Origin of the sequence: Rhodococcus sp. UNC363MFTsu5.1 (assembly GCF_000686785.1) — a bacterium.
Taxonomy (GTDB): domain Bacteria; phylum Actinomycetota; class Actinomycetes; order Mycobacteriales; family Mycobacteriaceae; genus Rhodococcus_G; species Rhodococcus_G maanshanensis.
Genome location: NZ_JMLO01000036.1, coordinates 24414 through 47858, shown reverse-complemented (window position 1 = coordinate 47858; position 23445 = coordinate 24414). Strand labels below are relative to the sequence as shown.

General features: G+C 69.3%; 21 protein-coding genes and 1 tRNA gene. 3 read left to right on the top strand and 19 right to left on the bottom strand.

Annotated features, from left to right (window positions below; translation table 11 throughout):
* Positions 1-2: 2 nt before the first annotated feature.
* The 16 genes from BR31_RS0122930 to argS all read right to left on the bottom strand — a co-directional run bounded on the left by BR31_RS0122930 (position 3) and on the right by argS (position 17360).
* The gene (locus BR31_RS0122930) at positions 3-563 is read right to left on the bottom strand and encodes a F0F1 ATP synthase subunit B (RefSeq protein WP_027503026.1); all 561 of its coding nucleotides are present in this window, start codon (positions 561-563) and stop codon (positions 3-5) included.
* Between the two features lie 7 nt (positions 564-570).
* The gene (locus BR31_RS0122925) at positions 571-819 is read right to left on the bottom strand and encodes an ATP synthase F0 subunit C (RefSeq protein WP_027503025.1); all 249 of its coding nucleotides are present in this window, start codon (positions 817-819) and stop codon (positions 571-573) included.
* Positions 820-889: 70 nt separating this feature from the next.
* Positions 890-1615 (bottom strand): F0F1 ATP synthase subunit A, encoded by a 726-nt coding sequence (gene atpB, locus BR31_RS0122920; protein WP_027503024.1) that lies wholly within the window; start codon positions 1613-1615, stop codon positions 890-892.
* A gap of 413 nt (positions 1616-2028) precedes the next feature.
* Complete coding sequence (locus BR31_RS0122915; RefSeq protein ID WP_027503023.1) at positions 2029-2517, bottom strand: Cg1360 family ATP-synthase-associated protein; 489 nt, start codon at positions 2515-2517, stop codon at positions 2029-2031.
* A gap of 19 nt (positions 2518-2536) precedes the next feature.
* Positions 2537-3727 (bottom strand): glycosyltransferase family 4 protein, encoded by a 1191-nt coding sequence (locus BR31_RS0122910; protein WP_027503022.1) that lies wholly within the window; start codon positions 3725-3727, stop codon positions 2537-2539.
* Positions 3728-3743: 16 nt separating this feature from the next.
* Entirely contained in the window at positions 3744-5096 is a 1353-nt protein-coding gene (gene glyA, locus BR31_RS29795) for a serine hydroxymethyltransferase (protein ID WP_051637674.1), read from the bottom strand.
* Positions 5093-5761: an L-threonylcarbamoyladenylate synthase gene (locus BR31_RS0122900; protein WP_027503021.1), complete on the bottom strand. Its 669-nt coding sequence runs from the start codon at positions 5759-5761 to the stop codon at positions 5093-5095. The genes glyA and BR31_RS0122900 overlap by 4 nt, the downstream gene beginning before the upstream one ends.
* 73 nt (positions 5762-5834) lie before the next feature.
* Complete coding sequence (gene prmC / locus BR31_RS0122895; protein WP_027503020.1) at positions 5835-6734, bottom strand: peptide chain release factor N(5)-glutamine methyltransferase; 900 nt, start codon at positions 6732-6734, stop codon at positions 5835-5837.
* A gap of 60 nt (positions 6735-6794) precedes the next feature.
* Entirely contained in the window at positions 6795-7874 is a 1080-nt protein-coding gene (gene prfA, locus BR31_RS0122890) for a peptide chain release factor 1 (RefSeq protein ID WP_027503019.1), read from the bottom strand.
* A 150-nt stretch (positions 7875-8024) separates the two neighbouring features.
* Positions 8025-8258: a 50S ribosomal protein L31 gene (gene rpmE, locus BR31_RS0122885; protein WP_027503018.1), complete on the bottom strand. Its 234-nt coding sequence runs from the start codon at positions 8256-8258 to the stop codon at positions 8025-8027.
* 232 nt (positions 8259-8490) lie between these two features.
* Complete coding sequence (gene rho, locus BR31_RS0122880; RefSeq protein WP_027503017.1) at positions 8491-10569, bottom strand: transcription termination factor Rho; 2079 nt, start codon at positions 10567-10569, stop codon at positions 8491-8493.
* Positions 10570-10934: 365 nt separating this feature from the next.
* On the bottom strand, positions 10935-11867 hold the full coding sequence (gene thrB, locus BR31_RS0122875; RefSeq protein ID WP_027503016.1) for a homoserine kinase: 933 nt from the start codon (positions 11865-11867) through the stop codon (positions 10935-10937).
* A 29-nt stretch (positions 11868-11896) separates the two neighbouring features.
* Positions 11897-12985, bottom strand: coding sequence for a threonine synthase (gene thrC, locus BR31_RS0122870; protein ID WP_027503015.1), 1089 nt, complete (start codon positions 12983-12985; stop codon positions 11897-11899).
* The gene (locus tag BR31_RS0122865; protein WP_027503014.1) at positions 12978-14291 is read right to left on the bottom strand and encodes a homoserine dehydrogenase; all 1314 of its coding nucleotides are present in this window, start codon (positions 14289-14291) and stop codon (positions 12978-12980) included. The genes thrC and BR31_RS0122865 overlap by 8 nt, the downstream gene beginning before the upstream one ends.
* The gene (lysA, locus tag BR31_RS0122860) at positions 14284-15711 is read right to left on the bottom strand and encodes a diaminopimelate decarboxylase (protein WP_027503013.1); all 1428 of its coding nucleotides are present in this window, start codon (positions 15709-15711) and stop codon (positions 14284-14286) included. The genes BR31_RS0122865 and lysA overlap by 8 nt, the downstream gene beginning before the upstream one ends.
* Positions 15708-17360 carry an arginine--tRNA ligase gene (gene argS, locus BR31_RS0122855; RefSeq protein ID WP_027503012.1) on the bottom strand — a complete coding sequence of 551 codons (1653 nt, stop codon included), beginning with the start codon at positions 17358-17360 and terminating at the stop codon, positions 15708-15710. The genes lysA and argS overlap by 4 nt, the downstream gene beginning before the upstream one ends.
* A 122-nt stretch (positions 17361-17482) precedes the next feature.
* Here argS and BR31_RS0122850 point away from each other — a divergent pair, with 122 nt between their 5' ends.
* On the top strand, positions 17483-18397 hold the full coding sequence (locus tag BR31_RS0122850) for a DUF3105 domain-containing protein (protein WP_027503011.1): 915 nt from the start codon (positions 17483-17485) through the stop codon (positions 18395-18397).
* A 1-nt stretch (position 18398) separates the two neighbouring features.
* The gene (locus tag BR31_RS0122845) at positions 18399-19166 is read left to right on the top strand and encodes a DUF305 domain-containing protein (protein WP_027503010.1); all 768 of its coding nucleotides are present in this window, start codon (positions 18399-18401) and stop codon (positions 19164-19166) included.
* A gap of 19 nt (positions 19167-19185) precedes the next feature.
* On the opposite strand, the gene BR31_RS29790 is transcribed toward BR31_RS0122845, so the two are convergent.
* Entirely contained in the window at positions 19186-21600 is a 2415-nt protein-coding gene (locus BR31_RS29790) for a phosphoketolase family protein (RefSeq protein WP_037177906.1), read from the bottom strand.
* A gap of 136 nt (positions 21601-21736) precedes the next feature.
* On the opposite strand from BR31_RS29790, the gene BR31_RS0122835 reads away from it, so the two are divergent.
* Positions 21737-21812, top strand: a tRNA-Arg gene (locus BR31_RS0122835).
* A gap of 128 nt (positions 21813-21940) precedes the next feature.
* Here the strand turns inward: BR31_RS0122835 and BR31_RS0122830 are convergent.
* The gene (locus BR31_RS0122830; protein ID WP_027503009.1) at positions 21941-22309 is read right to left on the bottom strand and encodes a nuclear transport factor 2 family protein; all 369 of its coding nucleotides are present in this window, start codon (positions 22307-22309) and stop codon (positions 21941-21943) included.
* A gap of 97 nt (positions 22310-22406) precedes the next feature.
* Entirely contained in the window at positions 22407-23438 is a 1032-nt protein-coding gene (locus BR31_RS0122825) for a TIGR03617 family F420-dependent LLM class oxidoreductase (protein ID WP_027503008.1), read from the bottom strand.
* Positions 23439-23445: the final 7 nt, after the last annotated feature.

Sequence of the window (23445 nt, the reverse complement as noted above, 5' to 3'; positions counted from 1 at the left end):
GCTCACTTTCCGGCTGCGGAGTCAGCGCTGACGGCGTCCAGTTCGCTGAGGAAACGGTCGATCGAACCCGACCGCTTGACCTCGTCGGCCAGCGACTCCCCGATGACCTTCTCGGCCAGATCGACCGCGGTCTTGCCCAGGTCGCTACGCAGTTCGGTGACGATCTGCTGACGCTGCGCGGCGAGCTGGCTGCTGCCAGCCGCCACGATGCGGTCGCTCTCTGCCTGTGCCTGGACCTTCATCTCGGCGATGATCTGCTGCCCCTGGGTCCGGGCATCCTCACGGATGGCCGCGGCCTCGGTCCGAGCCTCGGCGAGCTGGGCGCGGTACTGCTCCAGCGTCTCCTTGGCCTCGGCCTGGGCTTCCTCGGCGCGGGCGATGCCGCCCTCGATCTGCTCCGTACGGTCCGCCAGCACCTGCTGGAACTTCGGAAGGATGTACTTCCAGAAGAAGAACCCGATAACCGCGATGCAGACCGCCGACCACACGATGTCGTAGGTCTCGGGGCGGAGAGGATTGATAGCCTCGCCCTCCGCGGCCGCGATCAATGCAATGGTTGACATGGCGAGATCAGAAAATGAAGCCGGCGACGAGGCCGATCAGCGCGAGGGCCTCGGTGAATGCGATACCGAGGAACATGTTGGTACGGATCTGGCCGGCCAGCTCGGGCTGACGCGCGATGCCCTCGATGGCCTTGCCGACGACGATGCCCACACCGATGCCGGGGCCGATGGCCGCGAGGCCGTAGCCGATGGCGCCGTAGCCCTTGCCGGTGGTCGTCTGCTCAACGGCTTCCTGTGCCAGGTACGCGAGGCTCATTTGGTTTCCGTTCCCTTTCCGTTGCCCACCACCGGGATTCGGCGGATGGGTCAGTTTGTGTGTAGTGCGGTCAGTGCGAGTCGGCGTGCAGCGCGAGGTCGATGTACACGGCGGTCAGCAGGGCGAAGACGTACGCCTGCAGGAAGATCACCAGCATCTCGAAGAGGGTGAACCCGAAACCTGCTGCCAGGGAGAACACACCGAAGACCTTCATCCCGGCGGCTGCCTCGAAGAAGAAGAACTGGGTGGCGCTGAAGAACAGCACCAGCATGATGTGGCCGGCCAGCATGTTGGCCATGAGACGGACGGTCAGCGTGAACGGCCGGAGGATGAACGTCGACACGAACTCGATCGGGATCAGCAGAAAGTGCAGCGCGACCGGCACGCCGGGGACGACGATGCTGCTCTTCACGTACTTGAAGAAGCCGTACTTCTTGATGCCGACGTAGTTGAACGTGATGTACGCGAGGGCGGCCAGCACGATCGGCATCCCGATTCGGGCGTTCGAGGAGATGTTCAGGAACGGGATGATCCCGGACGCGTTCAGGAACAGCACCGCGAAGAAGATCGTGGCGATGACCGGCAGGAAGCGCTTGCCCTGCTCCTTGCCGAGCACCTCATCGGTGATCTGGTTCTTGACGAACCCCAGGCCCATCTCGGCGAGGTTCTGCGCGCCGCGCGGCACCAGCTTCGGGCTGCGCATCGCGATCGCGAAGAAGGCGAGGAGCACCACCGTCATCAGGATGCGGATCAGCATCAGCCGGTCGAGCTCGAAGGGCGTGCCCTCGAACAGCACGGCGGGAGGGAAGAAGTCTGCAAGTGACGGCGGATGGAACTCCGCGGCCAGGGTGGTGACGCTCAGCGGTCTCTCCCGTAGTCGTGGCCGCAGGCGGCATCGCCTGCGGTTCGATCGGACATTGACGATCTAACAAGTCGACAAGGTCGGCTCGCGTATTCGTCAGCTGCTGTGGCCGATTCACTCGGCCCCGCGTCTGTCGGTGTCGGCGGACTGTCGTCGACTCGGTGTTCCCCGACTCGCCACTTCCGAACACGCGGAATTGACGATCGTGGTCACCTGCGAGGATGCCTGACCCGGCGAAATGGGTGTTTCGCGTAGTTCCGGCTCTCGCTTGGCCCTGACCCTACCAATACAACTACGACGTTGTGTAGACGGGGGTCCTGCTTGACCGATTACGACAGGTCGTCGTACTACTTTTCGTCGGATTCCGTCTCACCGGATGGACCGTCCTGCTGTGCGGGAGAGCCGTCCTGCTGTGCGGGAGTGACATAGGGCACCTTCACCTTGAGCAGCCCATATGTCTCGGCGCCGAGCACGATCACCAGCGCCAGCACCATGACGATGACCAGCGCCTGCTTGCTGTAGAAGTCCATGCCCTTGAGCACGCCGAGGACCAGGATCGCCAGGATCATCTTGAGCAGCCAGCTGCCCAACAGCACCGCACCCGAGGTGGCGGGCGGGAGCTTCTCTGTGAACAGGACCGCCAGCGCGGTGCACAGGATGAAGCCACCTCCGACCGCGACGCCGATCAACGCGCCCCACAGTCCTGGCATGCCTGCCGCCACGACGGCGATGATCGAGCCGACCACGGCGAGCGCGATCAGGCCGATGACGCCATAGCGGACCGCGGCGCGCAGCGGAGCGGACTGGTCGGGCACGGGTTCCGGAGAGAAGGTCACGATGAGCCAGCCTAGCGGGCTACGGCCCGCCCACCCGATCGCGGCCGGGGACCTGCTTCAGGCGCAGCGACGGCACTGCCGTCACGACCAGTGCAAACACCAGACCACCGGCGACCAGCAGCACCACGATCCTCCGGTCGAACAGGGCCGAGCCAACGGCGCCGAACGCGAGCACCCCGACCCACAAATAGATCAGCAGGACCACGCGCCGGTGCGAGTGTCCGATCTGCAGCAGGCGGTGGTGCAGGTGCATCTTGTCGGGGCTGAACGGGCTGCGCCCGGCCCTGGTCCGCCGGACCACCGCGAGCAGCAGGTCGAGGATCGGGATGAACATCACCGCGCCGACCAGCAGCAGCGGCGAGAGCAGACCGAGGATGTCCCTTGTTCCGTAGGCACTGAGCGGGATCCGGCCGGAGGCGCTGGTGGAGATGGCCGCCAGCATCAGGCCGATCAGCATCGACCCCGAGTCCCCCATGAAGATCCTGGCCGGCTGGAAGTTGTGCGGCAGGAAGCCGAGGCACGCGCCCGCCAGCGCGGCGGCCAGCATCGCGGGCGGATACGCGCTCACGTCACCGCCCTGCTCGTGCAGCAGGCCGACCGAGAACACGCAGATCGCCAGCGCCGCGATCAGCCCGAGGCCGGCGGCGAGCCCGTCGAGGCCGTCGACGAAGTTCATGGCGTTGATCATCACGACCGCGATCAGCACGGTCACCAGGCCCGACTGCAACTGGTCCAGGACCAGTGTTGTGCCGTTGAAGGGCAGGTACAGCACGAACCAGCTGACCCCCATCACCACCAGCACGCCCGCCGCGGTGACCTGTCCGACGAACTTCGTCAGCGCGTCCAGGCCCCATCGGTCGTCGATGATCCCGACCAGCACGATGACGCCGCCGGAGACGAGCGCCGCAGGGATGTCCTTGGTGTTGTAGTCGAATCCCCTGGCCAGCGCCGGCAGTTGCTGGGCGAACAGCAGGGCGGCGACGAAGCCGACGTACATGCCGACACCGCCGAGCCGGGGCGTGGGCGTCACGTGCACGTCGCGGTCGCGCGGGACGGCAACGGCGCCGAACTTGAGGGCGAACAACCGGACGGCTCCGGTCGCAAGGAAGGTGATGACCGCCGCGGTGAAGAGCACCAGCAACAGTTCCCTGATCGGGACCCCGGCCCCCCGGCCCGACTGAGCGAGCAATGCTGAATGGGCGGCGATCACGTCGAAGAGGCTACCGTCACCGCGCGCCGTCCCCTGCCGCTGCACTCGACTGCGTCGCCTGCCGGGGATAGGCAGGCTTGCGCGCCACCAACTCCGAGACCTCACGCGCCACGTCGGCCAGCTCGGCGTCGCCTGCGGGGGTGCCGTCCTCGGCCCGCACCGCCCTGGCGATCAGCGCACCGACCGCCGCGCAGTCGTCGGTGCCGAAGCCCTGCGTGGTCACCGCTGCGGATCCGACCCGGATCCCGGACGCCACCATCGGCGGCGCCGGATCGTATGGGATCGCGTTCTTGTTCAACGTGATTCGGGCCGCATCGCATCGCCGTTCGGCCTCGGCCCCGCTCACCCCGAGCTCGCGAAGGTCCAGCAGCGCCAGGTGGGTGTCGGTGCCGCCGGACACCGCGCGCATGCCGCCCGCCTCGAGGGCCTTGGTCATCGCCGCGGCGTTGTCGACCACGCGCGACGCGTAGGCCCGGTACTCGTCGGACGCCGCTTCCTTCAGCGCGACCGCCTTGGCCGCGATCGAGTGCATGAGCGGGCCGCCCTGGCTGAAGGGGAACACCGCCTTGTCGACGGCCTTGGCGTGCTCGGCCCTGCACAGCAGCATGCCTCCGCGAGGCCCACGCAGGACCTTGTGGGTGGTCGCGGAGACGACGTCGGCATACGGCACCGGCGACGGGATCGCCCCGCCCGCCACCAACCCGATGAAATGCGCGGCGTCGACCCACAGGATGGCGCCCACCTCGTCGGCGATCTGCCGGAACTTCGCGAAGTCGATCAGTCGCGGATATGCGGTCGCGCCCGCGACGATGATCTTCGGCCGATGGGTCAGCGCGAGGTCACGGACCTCGTCGTAATCGATGAGCTCGGTCGACTTGTCCACGTGATACGGGATCGGGGTGAACCACTTGCCCGAGAAGCTCACCTTGGACCCGTGGGTGAGGTGACCGCCGTGCGGCAGGCTCATCGCCAGCACCGGGTCGCCGGGCTGTGCGAACGCGGCGTACACCGCGAGGTTGGCGTTGGCCCCCGAGTGCGGCTGCATGTTGGCGTGCTCGGCCCCGAACAGCGTCTTGGCCCGCTCGATCGCCAGGCTCTCGGCGCGGTCGACCTCGGCGCAGCCGCCGTAGTACCGGTGACCGGGGTAGCCCTCGGCGTACTTGTTGCTCAGCGTCGAGCCCAGCGCCGCCAGCACCGCGGGGCTGGTCAGGTTCTCGCTCGCGATCAGCTGCAACCCACCGCGCAGCCGGTCCAGCTCGGCGAGCGTGATCTCGGCGATCTCCGGGTCGGTCCGCTCGAGCTCGGAGAAGTCCGGACCCCAGAACGCCTGGTCGGCGGGGGCCGGTCGCGGGGATCCCGCGTCGCTCATTCCGGTACCCGGCCCGGCAGCAGGCTCTCGACGGTCACACCGAGGACCTCCGCGATGTCCGCGGCCGCGACCGCCCCCTCGCGCAGGATCCGCGGCTCGTCGGCCGTGAGATCGACGATCGTCGAGGCCACCGCGTGCTGGGCGGGGCCACCGTCCAGGTACACCGACGCGGCGCCGCCGAGCTGATCGCGGGCCTGCTCGACGGTGGCGGCGGGCGCGTGCCCGGAGATGTTCGCGCTGGACACGGCGAGGGGTCCCACCTCCCGCAGCAGTTCGAGGGCCACCGGGTGCAGCGGCATCCGCAACATCACCGTCCCCCTGGTGTCGCCCAGGTCCCACGCCAACGAGGGCGCTTGCTGCACAACGAGACTCAGCCCACCGGGCCAGAAGGCGCGGATCAACTCACGCGCCTGCGGCCGCACCGTGAAGACGAGTCCGTCGATGGTGTTCCAGGAGCCGACGAGCACCGGCACGGGCATGTCCCGTCCGCGGCCCTTGGCGCGCAGCAGCGCGGTGACGGCCTCGCCGTCGAAGGCGTTGGCCGCGAGGCCGTAGAGGGTGTCGGTCGGCACGACGACCAGGCGCCCGGCCTTGAGCGAATTCGTCGCGGCCGCGATGCCAGCCTCGCGCGAATCGGTGTTCCGGCAGTCGTAGACGATGCTCACGCCCCCATCCTTCCATCCGCGTCGATCCGTTGCAGACACCCCTCGTCGTTCCGCGGGCTCGGGCACCGGTGGGTCAGTGCCCGCGGGCCGCCTCCGCGTCCGTCGCGACCCGGCGGGCGACCACGAACCGGGGCTTGCCGGCCAGGTCCGGATGCTCGGCGACCTCGCCGAACACCCGCCGCTCGCGCAGCAGGGCCGCCACCTGACCGCCGTTGGTGTCGTCGTGCTCGATGGCCATCGCGCCGCCGATCTTCAGCCAGCGCGCGATGTTGGAGACCATCGGGGTGATCACCGACAGCCCGTCCGGGCCGCCGAACAGCGCCAGGTGCGGGTCGAAATCCGCGACCTCGGGATCGAGCTCGGCACCCTCGGGGATGTACGGCGGATTCGACACCACGACATCGACCTTGCCCTCGAGCTCGGTGAGCAGCGACCGGTCGGTGACGTCGCCCTGGTGCAGCGTGATCGGGGTGTCGCCCTCGTTCGCCCTGGCCTCGGCGTTGCGGCGGGTCCAGGCCAGTGCCGCCGGATCCAGCTCAACCGCGTGCACGATCGCGTCGGGGCGGGCGTTCGCCAGCGCCAGGGCCAGCGCCCCGGTGCCCGTGCACAGATCGAGGATCACCGGCGGATGCGCGGGATGCCCCTCCAGGAAGGCGAGCGCCCACGCGAACATCAGCTCGGTCTCCGGCCTCGGCACGAAGACCCCAGGACCGACCTGGAGGTCGATGTCTCCCATCGACGCCACACCGGTGAGGTACTGCAGCGGAACGCGTTCGGCTCGCCGGGCGATGAGCGCGCGGTACCGCTCGATCACCTCGGGGTCGACGAGCGGCACCAGCCCGAGCCTGGTCCGTTCCACCCCGACGACATGGGCGGCGAGCAGTTCCGCATCCGTGCGGGGACTGGGTACGCCCGCCTCCTCTAACAGCTTGGCGGCCTCGAGGATCGCGAGGCGGAGGGGTTGACGACTCACCCGTTCAGCCTGCCATGCGCCGCCGCCGGAACCCCGCATTACCCGACCGTGGCCCGGTGGCTACTCGGCGGCGAGCCGGGCTTCCCGGTCCGACTTGCCGAGCGCGTCCAGCAGCGCGTCCAGGTCGCCGTCGAGCACGGCGTCGAGGTTGTGCGCCTTGAACCCGATCCGGTGATCGGTGATCCGGTTCTCGGGAAAGTTGTAGGTGCGGATGCGCTCGGAGCGGTCGACGGTGCGCACCTGGCTCTGCCTGCCCGCCGAGGCCTCGTCGGCCGCGGCCTCCTCCGCCGCAGCCTGCAGCCGGGCCGCGAGCACCTGCATCGCGCGGGCCTTGTTCTGCAGCTGCGAGCGCTCGTTCTGGCAGGTCACGACGATGCCGGTGGGCAGGTGGGTGATCCGGACCGCGGAGTCGGTGGTGTTGACGCCCTGGCCACCCTTCCCCGACGAGCGGTAGACGTCGATGCGCAGGTCGGTCTCGTCGATCTGCACCTCCTCGACCTCCTCCGGCTCCGGGTAGATCAGCACGCCCGCCGCCGAGGTGTGCACGCGTCCCTGCGACTCGGTGACAGGCACCCGCTGGACGCGGTGCACACCGCCCTCGAACTTGAGCCGGGCCCAGACACCGTCGCGGGTGTCGCCCTTCGACTTGATCGACAGGGTCGCGTCCTTGTAGCCGCCGAGGTCGGAGATGTTCGCGTCGAGGACCTCGACCCGCCAGCCGTGCCGCTCGGCGTAGCGCAGGTACATCCGGGCCAGGTCCGCGGCGAACAGCGCGGACTCCTCGCCGCCCTCCCCCGACTTCACCTCGAGCACCACGTCGTCGCCGTCGTGCGGGTCCCGCGGCGCGAGCAGATCGGTGAGGGCGACGTCGAGCTCGGCCACCCTGGCCTCCAGCTCGGGGACCTCGGCGGCGAAGCTCGAGTCGTCGGCGGCCAGCTCGCGCGCGGCCTCGAGGTCCTCACGGGCGGCCTGCAGCTTGGTGTGGGTGGCCATGATCGGGGCGAGCTCGGCGAACCGCTTGCCGACCCGGCGGGCGGCCGCGGGATCGTTGTGCAGGGACGGGTCGGACAGCTGCAGCTCAAGGCCGGCGTGCTCGGCCAGGATGTCATCGATCGCCGACGGCTGGGTGGTCCCCGCCATGGTTCGCTCCTCGGTTGTCGGCACCCCCGAGGGGATGCCGGGCAGTGCAATGGGTGGATGGTCGGCGCCGGGTCCGGCGCGCGCACCACGGGTACAAAAAAACCGACGCCCGGCCTGCAATGGAACACAGGACGGGCGTCGGCGAGACAGCTAGCTGTCGGCGTCGGCCTTCTTGCCGGCGCGCTTGCCGTAGCGAGCCTCGAAGCGCGCGACGCGTCCACCGGTGTCGAGGATCTTCTGCTTGCCGGTGTAGAACGGGTGGCACTGCGAGCAGACCTCGACGTTGATGCGTCCGGACTCCTTGGTGCTGTGGGTCTCGAACGTGTTACCGCAACCGCAGACGACGGTGGTCGCCACGTAGTTGGGGTGGATTCCTGCCTTCATGGTGTCCCTTTCGGTGGTCGCCGGGTCGCCTTCGCCAATCGAAGCCGTGAACCGGAACCGGACATTGTTGTGCTCGCACGCGGCGAGTGCCACGGGCGCGATCGTTCATTCTGCCAGAACGCGTGCATCAAGTCCTAACGACCAGGTGCCGCGATCTGTTCCCGACCGGCGCGAACGCGAGACGGGCCCAGGAAACCGTGTGGTTTCCTCGGCCCGCCTCGTCGCACGAATGCTAGTCGTCGTCGCCCATCGCTCCCGGCGCGGTCTTGGAGACCTGCATCAGGAACTCGAGGTTGTTCTTGCTCTTCTTGAGCCGGTCGATCAGCAGATCGATCGCCTGGTGCGAGTCCAGGCCGGACAGCACCCGGCGCAGCTTGTGCAGCACCGCCGCCTCGTCCGGGTTGAGCAGCAGCTCGTCCTTGCGGGTGCCCGACGGGTTGACGTCGACCGCAGGGAAGACCCGACGCTCGGCGATCTTGCGATCGAGCTTGAGCTCGGCGTTGCCGGTGCCCTTGAACTCCTCGAAGATCACGGTGTCACCGGTGGAGCCGGTCTCGACCATCGCGGTGGCGATGATCGTGAGCGAGCCGCCGTTCTCGATGTTGCGGGCCGCGCCGAGGAAACGCTTCGGCGGGTACAGCGCGGTCGAGTCGACACCACCCGAGAGGATTCGTCCCGAGGCGGGCGACGAGTTGTTGTACGCGCGGCCGAGTCGGGTGATCGAGTCGAGCAGCACGACGACGTCCTTGCCCTCCTCGACCAGTCGCTTGGCCCGCTCGATGGCGAGCTCGGCGACCGAGGTGTGGTCTGACGGCGGCCGGTCGAAGGTGGAGGCGATGACCTCACCCTTCACCGAACGCTGCATGTCGGTGACCTCTTCCGGACGCTCGTCGACAAGGACGACCATCAGGTAGCACTCGGGGTTGTTGGTGGCGATGGCGTTCGCGATCGCCTGCAGCACGCTCGTCTTACCGGCCTTCGGCGGGCTGACGATCAGGGCGCGCTGGCCCTTACCGATCGGCATCACCAGGTCGATCACGCGGGTGGTGAGGATGTTCGGCGTGGTCTCGAGGCGCAGACGCTGGTTCGGGTAGAGCGGCGTCAGCTTGCCGAACTCGGGGCGCCGCTTGGCCGCCTCGACGTCGCCGCCGTTGACGGTGTCCAGCCGGACCAGCGGGTTGAACTTCTGACGCTGGCTGCCACCGCCGCCCTCACCCTCACGGGCGACGCGGACGGCACCGGTGATGGCGTCGCCACGACGAAGTCCGTTCTTGCGGATCAGGTTCATCGAGACGTACACGTCGTTCGGGCCCGCCAGGTAACCGGAGGTCCGCACGAAGGCGTAGTTGTCGAGCACGTCGAGGATGCCTGCGACCGGCTGCAGGACATCGTCCTCGCGGATCTCCAGGTCGCGGTCCGCGCCTGCGCCGCCGCCCTCGCCGCGGTCGCGTCCACGACGACGCTCACGGAACCGGCGTCCCCGCCGACCCCGGCCGTCCTCGTCCTCGCCGCCGCGGTTGTCGTTGCGACCCTCGCCACGCGGGCCGTTGCCACCCTGGTTCCGCTCGCCCTGGTTGCGCTCGCCCTGGCCACGCTCACCCTGGTTGCGCTCACCCTGGCCACGCTCACCCTGGTTGCGCTCACCCTGGCCACGCTCACCCTGGTTGCGCTCACCCTGGCCACGCTCACCCTGGTTGCGGTCGCGACGGTTGCGCTCGCCACCCTGCTCCTGGCGTGCGCCCTGTTCCTGACGAGGCTGGCGGTCGCCGCCCTGCTCGGTCGCGGGGGCCGTCGATGCCGTCGACTCACCCTGCTCGGGCGAACCGGCCTGGCGAGACGAGCCGCGGCGCTGCCGGTTTCGGCGGCCGCCCTGCTCGCCCTCGGCGGACTCGGCGGGTTGCGCGGCCGGACGCTCGGTGGTCGCGGGGGCCGACTCGGCCGCCGGAGCTACCTCGGCGACCCGCTGCGGCGCGGTCGTGGCCTCGCTCGCGGCGGCCTCGACGGGAGCCGCCTTGGGAGCCGCCGTCTTGGTGGCGGCTGAGCCGCCCTGACGCTCCTTGATGGCCGCGATCAGGTCGCCCTTGCGCAGGCCGGACGTTCCCTTGATGCCGAGCTCGGTCGCGAGTCCGCGCAGCTCGGCCAGCACCATTCCGGACAGGCCGGAACCGCGCCGGGCCTCGGCGCGCTTGGTGGAGGCTGCCACCGCGTCGCCGGTGGCCTCTGAAGTTCGTGCATTGCCGCCGGCCTGGCTCGCCGCGGAGTCAACCGGGGTGTCGAGAACAGGTGTGGCGATCAGGTCCGTATCGGTCACGGAGATCCTTTCCTTCCCTCGCTCGCGCGGCGCGTGTCGAGGGTTCGTCCCGAGATTCAGCTCACTCGCTGAACTCGGTTGTGCCGGACGTGTTCGCTGGATGGAACTATCGGCTCGTCCGCCCCCGTGGCCTCTCGAACAGGCACGTTCCGAGTCGATCACCGCGGAAATCACGCGAGGGAATCGAGCCAGGTGCGTCTACTCCTGCTTCAGCAGTCCCGGGGTACGGGAGCCAATCTTCGGAGTGAATGCCCTGGTAGAACACCGGCGTCTGATGCGCACGATGGGCGAACGACCCTCAGGATAGCCTCCAACCGAGCCGCGGGCAAGGACCGACCCGCCGGTATGCCGTCCGGATCGGCCGATCAGCCGACCTGCACGCCGTCCGCAACGCCGAGCTCGAGCACCCGCAGCCCGTCCGCTTCCGCCTTGGCGCGCAGATCGTCGGGGAACGCGATGGTCGACAGCGCCAGCACCGTTGGACCCGCGCCCGACACGGTCGCCGCGATGCCGGCCTGCCGCAGCGTCTCGATCCAACGCGTGGTCAGCGGCAATGCTGACGCCCGCTGGCTCTGGTGCAACCGGTCCTCGGTCGCGGCCATCAGGAGGTCAGGGCGACTGGTCAGGGCCACCACCGCCAGCGCTCCCCTGCTCACGTTGAAGGCGGCATCGGCGTGCGGCACCAGCTCGGGGAGCAGACCACGCGTCTGCGCGGTCGAGGAACGCTCCGACGGCACCAGCGCCACCACCCGGATGTCGGGGTGCACGTCCAGGCGCACCGCGGCGTAGGTGCGCGGCGAGTCCGCGATGCCGGTGTCCTCGGACCAGGACACCACCGCGCCACCGAGCACGCTCGCGGACGCGTTGTCCGGATGGCCCTCGAACTCGGAGGAGAGCTGGACCAGCTGCTCCTGCGTGAGCGCCAGTGCCGGGTCGAGCTTGCTCGCCAGCCCGTTCGCAACCGCGAGCCCGCCGACCGCGGCCGATGCGGACGATCCGAGTCCACGCGAATGCGGAATCGCATTGCGGCACACCACGTCCAGACCATCGGCCCAGACACCGATCGACTCGAGCCCCCGCTCGATCGCACGCACGACCAGGTGCGACGGGCCCCAGGGCACGTCCTCGGCGCCCTCGCCCTCCACCCGGATCGTCAACCCCGCATCGGTGGTCGTCACCGTGATCTCGTCGTACAGCGCCAGGGCCATGCCCAGCGTGTCGAAGCCCGGACCGAGGTTCGCCGTCGACGCGGGCACCCGTGCGGTCACGGTGAGCCCGGCGGGCAGCGTCTGAGTCATCGTGCTCCCTCCGATGCGCGGTGCGGCCACTAGACGAGCTCGAGCGCCGCGGCAACCGCCACCGGGTCGACCGGAATCGGCTGCACAGCAGGCATTCCCGCGAGCGCCGTGTCGGGATCCTTGAGGCCGTTTCCGGTCACCGTGCACACGACGGTCAGCCCGGAGTCCAGCCAGCCCTCCTTGCGCGCGGCGAGCAGGCCCGCCACGGATGCGGCCGACGCGGGCTCGACGAACACGCCCTCGGTACGGGCGATGAGCCGGTACGCCTCGAGGATCTCCTGGTCGGTGGCGGCGCGGAAGGCGCCGTTCGACTCCTCCTTGGCCGCGACGGCACCGTCCCAGGACGCGGGCGAGCCGATGCGGATGGCGGTGGCGATGGTCTCCGGGTCCTTGACCGGGGCACCGTGCACCAGCGGCGCCGCGCCCGCCGCCTGCACGCCGAGCATGCGGGGACGAACCGAGGTGATCCCGTCCGCGAAGTACTCCGAGTACCCACGCCAGTACGCGGTGATGTTGCCCGCGTTGCCGACCGGGAGGGCGTGCACGTCGGGCGCCTTGCCCAGCGCATCGCAGATCTCGAACGCCGCGGTCTTCTGCCCCTCGATGCGCACCGGGTTCACCGAGTTCACCAGGCCGATGGTCGGGAACTCCGCGGTGGTCTTGCGGGCCAGCTCGAGGCAGTCGTCGAAGTTGCCCTCGACCTGGATGATCTTCGCGCCGTGCATGACGGCCTGGGCCAGCTTGCCCATCGCGATCTTGCCCTGCGGCACCAGCACAGCACAGGTCATGCCGGCGACGGCCGCGTAGGCCGCGGCCGAGGCCGAGGTGTTGCCCGTCGAGGCGCACAGCACGGCCTTCTGGCCCCGCGCGAGCGCGTCGGTGACGGCCATCGTCATGCCGCGGTCCTTGAACGACCCGGTCGGGTTGAGACCCTCGACCTTGAGGTGGACCTCGCACCCGGTGATCTCCGACAGGTGGGCGGCGGGCAGCAGCGGGGTGCCGCCCTCGCGCAGCGTGATCGTCTTCCAGTTCGGCCCGATGGCGAGTCGATCGCGGTACGCCTCGATCAGCCCCGGCCAGGGGGTGTGAACGGGGGTGTGCAGGCGTGGGCTATTCACTGGAACCTTCCAATCGGAGAACACTGGTGACCTCGGTCACGAACTCGAGTTTGCCGAGGGCAGCAACGGTTTCGGACAGGGCCGCGTCGGTCGCCCGATGGGTGACCACGATCAGCCCGGCGCCGTTGCCGATGCCCTCCTGACGGACCGTCGAGATGCTGACGTCGTGCTTGGCGAACTCCGCCGCGACCGCCGACAGCACGCCCGCGCGATCCGCGACCTGCATGTTGACGTAGTACCGGGTGGGGATCTCGCCGATCGGCGCGATCTTGAGGTCCGCGTACTTCGACTCACGGGGCCCGCGGCCACCGTGCACCCGGTTCCTGGCCGCCATCACCAGGTCGCCCATCACGGCCGAGGCGGTCGGCGAACCGCCCGCGCCCTGCCCGTAGAACATGAGCCGTCCGGCGGCCTCGGCCTCGACCACGACCGCGTTGAACGCGCCGTTCACCGAGGCGAGCGGGTGATCGAGCGGGACGAGCGCCGGGTACACCCGGGCGGAGATCCGCTCGGAGCCGTCCGTGCCGTTGATCCGCTCACAGATCGAGAGCAGCTTGACCGTGCAGTTCAGCGACTTGGCCGCCTCGAGGTCCGCCGAGGTGATCTTCGAGATGCCCTCGCGGTAGACGTCGGCGGCGGTGACGCGGGTGTGGAACGCGATCGACGCCAGGATCGCGGCCTTCGCCGCGGCGTCGTAGCCCTCCACGTCCGCGGTCGGATCGGCCTCGGCATAGCCGAGGCGGCCCGCCTCGGCGAGCGTGTCGGCGTAGTCGGCGCCGGTCTCGTCCATCGCGGAGAGGATGAAGTTGGTGGTGCCGTTGACGATTCCGGCGACCTTGTTGACCCGGTCGCCCGCGAGCGACTGGGTGAGCGGGCGGATCACCGGGATCGCGCCCGCGACCGCAGCCTCGAAGTACAGGTCGACCCGCTTGTTCTCGGCGGCCTCGGCGAGCTCGCCGGTGTAGTCGGCCAGCAGCGCCTTGTTCGCGGTGACCACCGACTTGCCCGAGTTGAGGGCGGCGAGGATGAGCTTGCGGGGCACCTCGATGCCGCCGATCACCTCGACGACGATGTCCACGTCCGCGCGCGTGACCAGAGAGTCCGCATCGGTCGTCAGCAGCTCGGCCGGAACCCCGCGGTCACCCTCGATCCGGCGCACCGCGATACCGCGCAGCACCACCGGTGCGCCGACCCGCGCCTCGAGCTCGCGGGCGTGCTCGCGCAGAATTCGCACGACCTCACTGCCCACGTTGCCGAGGCCGAGGACCGCCACACCGATCGCGGCGTTGCCACTCGGTTCAGTCATGTTGCTGTACCTCCAAGCTGAGCAGATCTTCCACTGTTTCCCTGCGCAAGATCAGTCGGGACTGACCGTCACGCACCGCGACCACGGCGGGCCGGGTGAGCAGGTTGTAGCGGCTGGACATCGAATAGCAGTATGCGCCAGTGGCGGCCACCGCGAGCAGATCTCCCGCGTTGACGTCCTCGGGCATCCAGGTGTCCCGGATGACGATGTCGCCACTCTCGCAGTGCTTCCCCACCACGCGGGCGACCACCGGGTCGGCCACGCTGTCGCGCGAGACCAGGCGCGAGTCGTACTCGGCCTGGTACAGCGACGTGCGGATGTTATCGCTCATCCCGCCGTCCACGCTGATGTATCGCCGGGTTGCGTTGGCGCCCAGGCGAACATCCTTGACCGTGCCGACCTCGTAGAGGGTCACCGTGCCCGGTCCCGCGATCGCCCGGCCCGGCTCGACCGCGAGGGTCGGCACCGGCAGTCCGGCGAGCGCCGACTCGGTGGCGACGATGTGCCCGAGCTTGGCGGCCAGGTCGTCCACCGGCGGCGGGTCGTCGCTCTCGAGGTACGAGATCCCCATCCCGCCGCCGAGATCGACGATCGAGATCTGCGAGGACTTGTCCACCCCGAACTCGGCGACGATGGTGCGGAGCAGCCCGATCACCCGGTGCGCGGCGAGCTCGAATCCGTCGACCTCGAAGATCTGCGAGCCGATGTGGCTGTGCAGACCGACCAGCCGCAGGTTCTCGGTGGCGAACACCCGGCGGACGGCCTCCAGCGCCGACCCGTCCGAGAGCGAGAACCCGAACTTCTGGTCCTCGTGGGCGGTGGCGATGAACTCGTGGGTGTGCGCCTCGACGCCGACAGTGACCCGGATCAGCACGTCCTGCACCACGCCGTGCGCGCCCGCGACGCGGTCCAGCCGGTCGATCTCCTGGGTCGAGTCGAGCACGATGTGCCCGACGCCCGCTGCCACCCCGGCCTCGAGCTCGGCGACCGACTTGTTGTTGCCGTGCATGGCAATTCGCTCGGCCGGGAAGTTCGCGTTCAGCGCGATGGCCAGCTCGCCGCCGGAGCAGATGTCCAGCGACAGCCCCTCCTCCGCGACCCAGCGGGCGATCTCACCGCAGAGGAATGCCTTCGACGCGTAGTGCACCTTGCCGGTGGGGCCGAAGGCACGGGCCATGTCGCGGCACCGGGACCGGAAGTCGTCCTCGTCGACGACGAACAGCGGCGTGCCGTACTGCTCGGCCAGCTCCGTGACGGGCACCCCGGCCAGCCGGACCACGCCGTCCTCGCCGCGGGCGGCGTTGCGGGGCCAGACATCGACGGGCAGTGCGGTCAGCTCGGCGGCGGACTCCGGCCGCGGCGGCAGTCCGGGCGCGTGCGGGATCTCGGCGTGCTTGGGTCCCGCCGGATGCGCGCTCACATTCGCTCCGGTGCGCTGACGCCGAGCACGGCGAGTCCGTTGGCGAGCACCTGGCGGGTCGCCGCGCACAGGGCCAGCCGGGCCGTGTGCAGATCGCCTGCGGGCTCGTCACCCTGCGGCAGCACCCGGCAATCGGTGTAGAACCGGTGATAGGTGCCTGCCAGCTCCTCCATGTACCTGGCGATCCGGTGCGGCTCGCGTAGCTCGGCCGCCGCGGCCACAACCCGCGGGTACTCGCCGATGGTCCGGATGAGATCGCCCTCCCGGTCGTGGGTGAGCAGTTCCAGCTTCGGGTTCTCGGTGGAGATGCCCAGCTCGGCTGCGTTGCGGCCGAGCGAGGCGAGCCTGGCGTGCGCGTACTGCACGTAGTAGACCGGGTTCTCGCTGGTGGTGCTCGCCCACAGCTCGAGGTCGATGTCCAGGCTCGAATCGACGGACGACCGGATCATCGCGTACCGGGCTGCGTCGACGCCGATCGCCTCGACCAGGTCGTCGAGGGTGATGACGGTGCCCGCCCGCTTGCTCATCTTCACCGCGACACCGTCGCGGACCAGGTTCACCATCTGACCGATCAGCACCTCGACGGTGTCCGGGTTGTCGCCGAACGCCGCGGCCGCTGCCTTGAGCCTGCCGATGTAGCCGTGGTGGTCGGCCCCGAGCATGTAGATGCACAGGTCGAAGCCGCGCGAGCGCTTGTCCTGGAAGTAGGCGATGTCGCCGGCGATGTACGCCGCGTTGCCATCGCTCTTGATGACCACGCGGTCCTTGTCGTCACCGAAGTCGGTGCTCTTGAGCCACCAGGCGCCGTCCTCCTCGTAGAGGTTCCCGGACGCCTTGAGGGTCGCCACCGCCGTCTCGACGGCACCGGACTCGAAGAGCGAGTTCTCGTGGAAGTACACGTCGAAGTCGGTGCCGAACTCGTGCAGGGTCTTCTTGATGTGGTCGAACATCATCGCCACGCCGATGGCCCGGAACGTCTCCTGACGCTCGTCGGCGGGCAGCGTGAGCGCGTCCGGCCGCTGCCGGACGACCTCCGCGGCGATGTCGGAGATGTACGCCCCCGCGTAGCCGTCCTCTGGCGCCGGGTCGCCGTTGGCCGCGGCGATCAGCGAACGCGCGAACCGGTCGATCTGGGCGCCGTGGTCGTTGAAGTAGTACTCGCGGGTGACGGCCGCACCCTGGGCGGCGAGGATGCGTCCGAGCGCGTCGCCGACCGCGGCCCACCTGGTGCCGCCGAGGTGGATCGGGCCGGTCGGGTTCGCCGAGACGAACTCGAGGTTGATCCGCTTTCCTGCCAGCGCCTTGGACGAACCGAAGGCCTCGCCAGCGGCGATGGCGTTCGCGACGATGACGCCCTGGGCAGCCGCCGCCAGTCGGATGTTGAGGAATCCGGGACCGGCCACCTCGACGGTCTCGATGCCGTCGGTTGCGGTCAGCGCGTCGGCCAGCCAGGTCGCGAGCTCGCGCGGGTTGGCGCCGGCCTTCTTGCCGACCTGCATGGCCACGTTGCTGGCGTAGTCCCCGTGCTCGGGGTTGCGGGGGCGTTCGACGGCGAGCGTCGCCGGGAGGACGCTCACATCGAGCCCACGCTCGGCGAGGACCTTCGCGGCGGTCCCTCGGAGCAGTTCGGCAAGGTCGGCAGGAGTCACAGGTATCTATCCTATGGTCTGGCCGTTCACGGCCTGCGCTCAGGCACTGAACGTAGAGTGGGGCCCCGGCGGGACCCACCGCCGCCCTGTTGACTGTCCCACCACCGAAAGAGCACTCACCGATGCCAAGCGGTTCGGAAAATCGCGGCGCCAAGAACTCGGGCGCCAAGTCAGCCAAGGCCATCAAAGCCGCCAACAAGAGTGCCGGCGGCGCCAAGCCCAAGGCCGGGATCCCCAAACAACGCAACATCCCCTGGCTGACGATCGGCGCGGTGGTGGCCGTGCTGGCCCTGATCGGCGTGCTGGCGGTGAACCTGTTCCCGAAGTACCAGGACAAGGCCGAGGCCGACAAGTTCGCGCCGAGCTCCGAGAACAAGGATCCCTCGATCGAGATCGACGGAGTCGTGCGGAACGAGTACCCCCCGGCGCTGCATGTGAGCGCCACGCAGCGGGTGGCCTATGACAAGACCCCGCCGTACGGCGGCCCGCACGACGCGACGTGGGCCACCTGTACCGGCATCGTGTACCCGAACGCGATCCGCACGGAGAACGCCGTGCACTCGCTCGAGCACGGCGCGGTGTGGATCGCCTACAACCCGGACAAGGTCTCGGAGGATCAGCGCGACGCGCTCGCCGACCGGGTCGACGGCAAGTCCTACATGCTGATGTCGCCGTACCCGGGCCTCGACTCCCCGATCTCGCTGCAGAGCTGGGGACACCAGCTCAAGCTGGACGACGCGAACGACCCGCGGATCAGCCAGTTCATCGCCGCGCTGCGCCTGAACAACTTCGGGGTCTACCCCGAGGTCGGCGCCAGCTGCTCGACCATCCCGGGCGCGTTCGACCCGGACAACCCGCCCGCCTTCGACGGCTCGGCGCCCGGCCCCGACGCGGTGCCGATGAACGGCGAGGGCCTGGCACAGGACCAGGGTGAACTGGGTACCGGCGGGGCGCCCGGCGGACTGCCCGGCGGCATGCAGTTGCCGCCGGAGCTCCAGCTCCCGCCCGAGGCACCGGCGCCGGCGCCGGCTGGCTGACATGACCGACCAGACCGGAGCCGAACAGCACACAGACGAGCAGCAGGCGCAGGAGGGCGGCAAGCGCAGCCAGCGCACCGCACTCGCCGTGCTCGGCCTGATCGCCGCCGTCGCGATCGGGTTCGCCATCGGGTTCCTGGCGAGCCTGCCGCTGCGCGACGACGGCGCCTCCGACCCGGGCGCCGGCTCGGTGGACGTCGGGTTCGCGCAGGACATGACCGTGCACCACAACCAGGCGGTGGAGATGTCGGCGATCGCGATCGCCAACGCCACCGACCCGATGGTCCGCGACCTCGCGTACGACATCCTGACCACCCAGCAGAACCAGATCGGCCAGATGACCGGCTGGCTGTCGCTGTGGAACCAGCCGCTGCTCCCGACCGGCGACTACATGACCTGGATGAGCTCGGACGAGGCCGGACACGGTGGTAACGGGCACGGGCACGCCGAGTCCGGTGACGACATGGGCGCGATGACCTCCACCGCCGCAGCGCCCGCGTCGAAGGGGGCGATGCCCGGCATGGCCAGCTCCGAGGACATGGCCGCGCTGCGGCAGGCCCGCGGTCCGGCCGCCGACGTCCTCTACCTGCAGCTGATGCTGCGTCATCACCAGGGCGGCCTGCCGATGATGGAGTACGGCGCACAGCATGCCGAGGTTCCTGCCGTCCAGCTGCTGGCTCAGACCATGGTCAACACCCAGCAGAGCGAGGCGGACCGGATCACCACCATGCTCACCGAAAAGGGTGCGGCTCCCCTGCCGATGAACTGACCCTCCCGCCCGCCAACGGTCAACGCGCCGTTGGCCCGGCGGGGGCGGTCGACCCCCACGTCCAGTCGCGCACCTCCGGCATGTCCTCGAGGTGCGCGACGACGTGGTCGCGGTGCCGCTCGAGCTGATCCCGGCAGTACCGCGCCAGCTCGTCGCCGCGCTGGGGCACCCGGCGGGCGCGGCGCAGCGCCTCGAGCACCAGGTCGTATCGGCTCATCCGGTTGAGCACCACCATGTCGAACGGTGTTGTCGTGGTGCCTTGCTCGTTGAACCCCCGAACGTGGAATCGGTCCGCGTTCGGCCGGCCGTGCAGCAATTGGTGGACCGCTCGCGAGTACCCGTGGAAGGCGAACACCACGTCGGTGTCCTCGGTGAACAGCTCGATGAAGCTCGCGTCCGCAAACCCGTGCGGATGCACGTCCTGTGGCATCAGCGCCATGAGGTCGACGACATTGACCACCCGCACCCGCAGGTAGGGCACCCAGACGCGCAGCAGTTCGGCCGCGGCCAGGATCTCCTGGGTCGGCACGTCCCCTGCCGCAGCCAGCACGACATCCGGCTCGTCAGGACGGACGGCCCCGTCGTCCTCGGTCCCCGCCCACCGCCAGACCGAAGCGCCTGCGGCGCAATGCCGGTCGGCCTCCTCGAGACTCAGGTACTGCAGGTGCGGCTGCTTGTCGACGACGATCAGGTTGACGTGGTCGGTGCTTCGCAGGCAGTGGTCGGCGATCGAGAGCAGCGTGTTCGAGTCCGGCGGCAACCAGATCCGGACCACCTCGGGGGACAACGGGATGGCCGCGTCGATCATGCCAGGACCCTGGTGACTGAAACCGTTGTGGTCGTTGCGCCAGCAGGTGCTCGTGAGGAGCACGTTCAACGAGGAGACCGGCTCCCGCCATGGCAGTGTCCGCGCGTGTTGGAGCCACTTGGCATGCTGGATCAGCATCGAGACACTGACCATCGCGAACGCCTCGTAGCTCGCGAACATCCCGTGCCCGCCCGCGAGCAGGTATCCCTCCAGCCACCCCTGGCACAGGTGCTCGCTGAGGACCTCCATGACCCGGCCGTCGGGCCCGAGCCCGTCGTCGTATCCGGTGACGGGCAGTTGCCAGCAGCGGTCCGTCGTCTCGAACACCGCTCCGAGACGGTTGCTGGCGGTCTCGTCGGGGCAGAACAGCCGGAAGTCGCCACCGCCGTCGGACCGGGTGCCCTCCACATAGATGTCGCGCAGCAGCTCGCCGAGCACCCGCGTGGTCTCGTGGAAGGTGATCCCCGGCGCGGGTACGTCGAGGGCGTACCGCTCGAGTGGCGGGACCGGCAGCGCCCTGCGCAGCCGCCCGCCGTTCGCATACGGGGTGGATCCCATCCGCTTGTCTCCCGTCGGCGCGAGAGCCGCGAGTTCGGCTGCCAGCGTGCCGTTCTCGTCGAAGAGCTGGTCCGGCCGGTAGGACCGCATCCATCGCTCGAGCTGGGCGAGGTGGCCCGGATTGGTGCGTACGGCCGACAACGGCACCTGGTGGGCCCGGTGCGTGCCCTCGACCAGCACGCCGTCGACCGTGTGCGGACCCGTCCAGCCCTTCGGGGTGCGCAGCACGATCGCCGGCCAGCGCGGCGGGTCCGCTGCGGTGCCTGCGCGGGCCGCCCGTTGGATCGCGGTGATCGCCTCATACGCCTGGTCCACCGCAGCCGACAGCGCACGGAACACGAGTCTCGGGTCGTCGCCCTCGACGAAGACGGGCGCCCACCCCTGCCCGGAGAGGTAGGCGGCGACGTCGGTGTCGGCGCTGCGCCCGAGGACCGTCGGTCCGGCGATCTTCGCGCCGTTCAGGTGCAGGATCGGCAACACCGCACCGTCGCGGCGCGCGTTGAGGAAGGCGGGCAGCTTCCAGGAGGCGGACATCGGGCCCGTCTCGGCCTCCCCGTCCCCGATCACGCACGCGACCAGCAGGTCGGGCCGGTCGAACGCGGCTCCTGCGGCGTGCGCGAGGGCGTAGCCGAGTTCGCCGCCCTCGTGGATGCTGCCCGGGGTCTGCACGCTCACGTGGCTCGGCACCCCGCCCGGCGCCGAGAACTGCCGACACAGCCGTTCGATCCCGGCCGCATCCGCGCTGACCTGGGGATAGACCTGCGAGTAGGTGCCCTCGAGGTAGGTCGCCGCCACCAGCGCCGGGCCGCCGTGACCCGGACCGGTGACGTACAGCCAGTCCGCGTCGGTGCGGCGGATGTGCCGGTTGAGCACGGCGTAGATCGCGGACAGTCCGGGACTGGTCCCCCAGTGTCCGAGCAACCGCGGCTTGATGTGTTCGGCGCGCAGCGGCTCTCGCAGCAATGCGTTGTCCCGCAGGTAGATCTGGGCGACCGTCAGATAGTTGGCGGCCGCCCACCAGCGCAGGTCCAGGTCGAGTTCGGCATCGGGATAATACTGATCGGCCATCGACGAGCCCTTCGGTATTCGTAGCGGACACCGGGTGCGTACCAGGCACTTTACCCATCCGGGGGGTCCGAATATGGATCCGGCCAATCGTGGGTTACGCTAACCCCGCCCAATGGCACACCGGAAGTATCGGTGCGCCCCCGTAGCTCAGGGGATAGAGCGTTCGCCTCCGGAGCGAAAGGCCGCAGGTTCGAATCCTGCCGGGGGCACCACCATCACCATCGATGGACTGGTGCAGTTCTCAGCCGCGATCAGCGGAATTTCTTCACACTGTGTGACGCAAGAGCGCGGAAACCGCCATTGCGCCCACGGAATGTGAGCGCAAGGGCGGCGGTTCCGGTCAGCTGCCGAGCGCGGTCAGCGGCGTCATGTCGAAGTAGTCCCGCCAGGCCACGATCTTGCCGTCCGGTGCGATCTCGAAGACACCGACCACCGGCAGGTCGATCTGCTTGCCGTTCATGGCGAAGACGTCGGTGCGCTCGTTCATCACGATCGAGCCGTTGGCCACCTGGTGGTGCACGTTGAACGCGATGCCGCCGGACGATCCGATGAAGCTCGTGATGAAGTCCTTGATCGCGGGCTTCCCGACGATCGGTTCCATCGGAATGTTGTGGTAGACGGCATCTTCCGCGAAGAACTCGACGATCGCATCGGGATCGCCCTGCGCCCAGAGCGCGCAGAACTCGGTGACGACGGACTCCGGATTCATTGGTTCCCCTTCGATGGTGGTGTTCGTGTGCGGAAACCTTCTCACGCGGCTGCGCCGCCCGTGCGCGTGTTGTACCCCCGATGAGGGCGCAACACACTCACAGGCGGCGGAGCCGCCCCACTACCCCGGCCATCGCGCGATCGCGCGCCGGATCCGCAGGCAGCGGCAGGGTGACCGCGTCGGCCAGCCCGCCGATCCGGTCGTGGATCAGCTCGGGCAGCTCCGCGTAGCGCGCCGACGGCAACATCGCGTCGAGCACCTCGTCGGTGACCAGTTCCGGCAGCCGGCCCCAGTCGTTCGCCCTGACCATCCGTGCCAACGGTTCACGGAGTTCGCCGAGGCCGCAGTGTTCGAGCTCGCGGCGGTACTCCGGGGTCGAGTACAGGAAGGCGAACTGACGCCGGTGCCGCTCACGCTCGGCGTCGAGGTCGGCCTCCGTCTCGCCGGTGATCACCTGGAATCCGGCGACAAGCTCGCAGTCGGCGGGGTTCCTGCCCGCGGCCGCCGCGCCCGCCGCCAGCGCCGGGCGGACGTCCTGTTGCAGGAACCACGGGCTCGAGCCGGTGGGATGCGTGATCAGGCCGTCCGCCACCTCCCCCGCCACGGTGCACATCTTGCGGCCGACCCCGCCCAGGTAGATCGGTGGGCTCGGCACCTCCGCGTCGGTCGCGTCGTGCGGATTGAAGTACGGCTGCATCCGGGTGAAGCCGTAGTGCTCGCCCTCGAAGGGCGTCAGCTTCCCGGTCCGGAAGGTCTCGAACGCCGCCCGGACCACGTGGACGTACTCCGCCATCCGCGCCGCGGGCTCCGCCCACGGCATCGCGTACCGCTGCTCGATGTTCTGCCTGATCTGGCTGCCGAGCCCGAGGTGGAACCGGCCGCCGGACATCCGCGCCAGGTCCCACGCCGTGTACGCGGTGAGCAGCGGGCTCCGGACGAAGGCCAGCGCAACCGACGTCCGCACCACGATCCGGGAGGTGCTCTGCAACGCGATCAGCGCGAGCAGGAAGGGATCGTGCACCGTCTCCGAGACGTGCATGCCGTCGTATCCCGCGGCCTCGACGCGCCGGGCATACGCCGCGACGTCGCCGAGGCCCATCCGTGGATCCGCCCCGGTGAAGACCTTCACGCGGCCG

Excerpts from the sequence above, each read along its gene's own strand:
- BR31_RS0122850 (WP_027503011.1), top strand. The coding sequence starts at position 17,483 with ATGCCAAGCGGTTCGGAAAATCGCGGCGCCAAGAACTCGGGCGCCAAG.
- BR31_RS0122930 (WP_027503026.1), bottom strand. The coding sequence starts at position 563 with ATGTCAACCATTGCATTGATCGCGGCCGCGGAGGGCGAGGCTATCAAT.
- thrB (WP_027503016.1), bottom strand. The coding sequence starts at position 11,867 with ATGACTCAGACGCTGCCCGCCGGGCTCACCGTGACCGCACGGGTGCCC.
- BR31_RS0122830 (WP_027503009.1), bottom strand. The coding sequence starts at position 22,309 with ATGAATCCGGAGTCCGTCGTCACCGAGTTCTGCGCGCTCTGGGCGCAG.
- glyA (WP_051637674.1), bottom strand. The coding sequence starts at position 5,096 with ATGAGCGACGCGGGATCCCCGCGACCGGCCCCCGCCGACCAGGCGTTC.
- BR31_RS0122865 (WP_027503014.1), bottom strand. The coding sequence starts at position 14,291 with ATGACTGAACCGAGTGGCAACGCCGCGATCGGTGTGGCGGTCCTCGGC.
- BR31_RS0122925 (WP_027503025.1), bottom strand. The coding sequence starts at position 819 with ATGAGCCTCGCGTACCTGGCACAGGAAGCCGTTGAGCAGACGACCACC.
- BR31_RS0122845 (WP_027503010.1), top strand. The coding sequence starts at position 18,399 with ATGACCGACCAGACCGGAGCCGAACAGCACACAGACGAGCAGCAGGCG.
- prfA (WP_027503019.1), bottom strand. The coding sequence starts at position 7,874 with ATGGCGGGGACCACCCAGCCGTCGGCGATCGATGACATCCTGGCCGAG.
- rpmE (WP_027503018.1), bottom strand. The coding sequence starts at position 8,258 with ATGAAGGCAGGAATCCACCCCAACTACGTGGCGACCACCGTCGTCTGC.
- BR31_RS29790 (WP_037177906.1), bottom strand. The coding sequence starts at position 21,600 with ATGGCCGATCAGTATTATCCCGATGCCGAACTCGACCTGGACCTGCGC.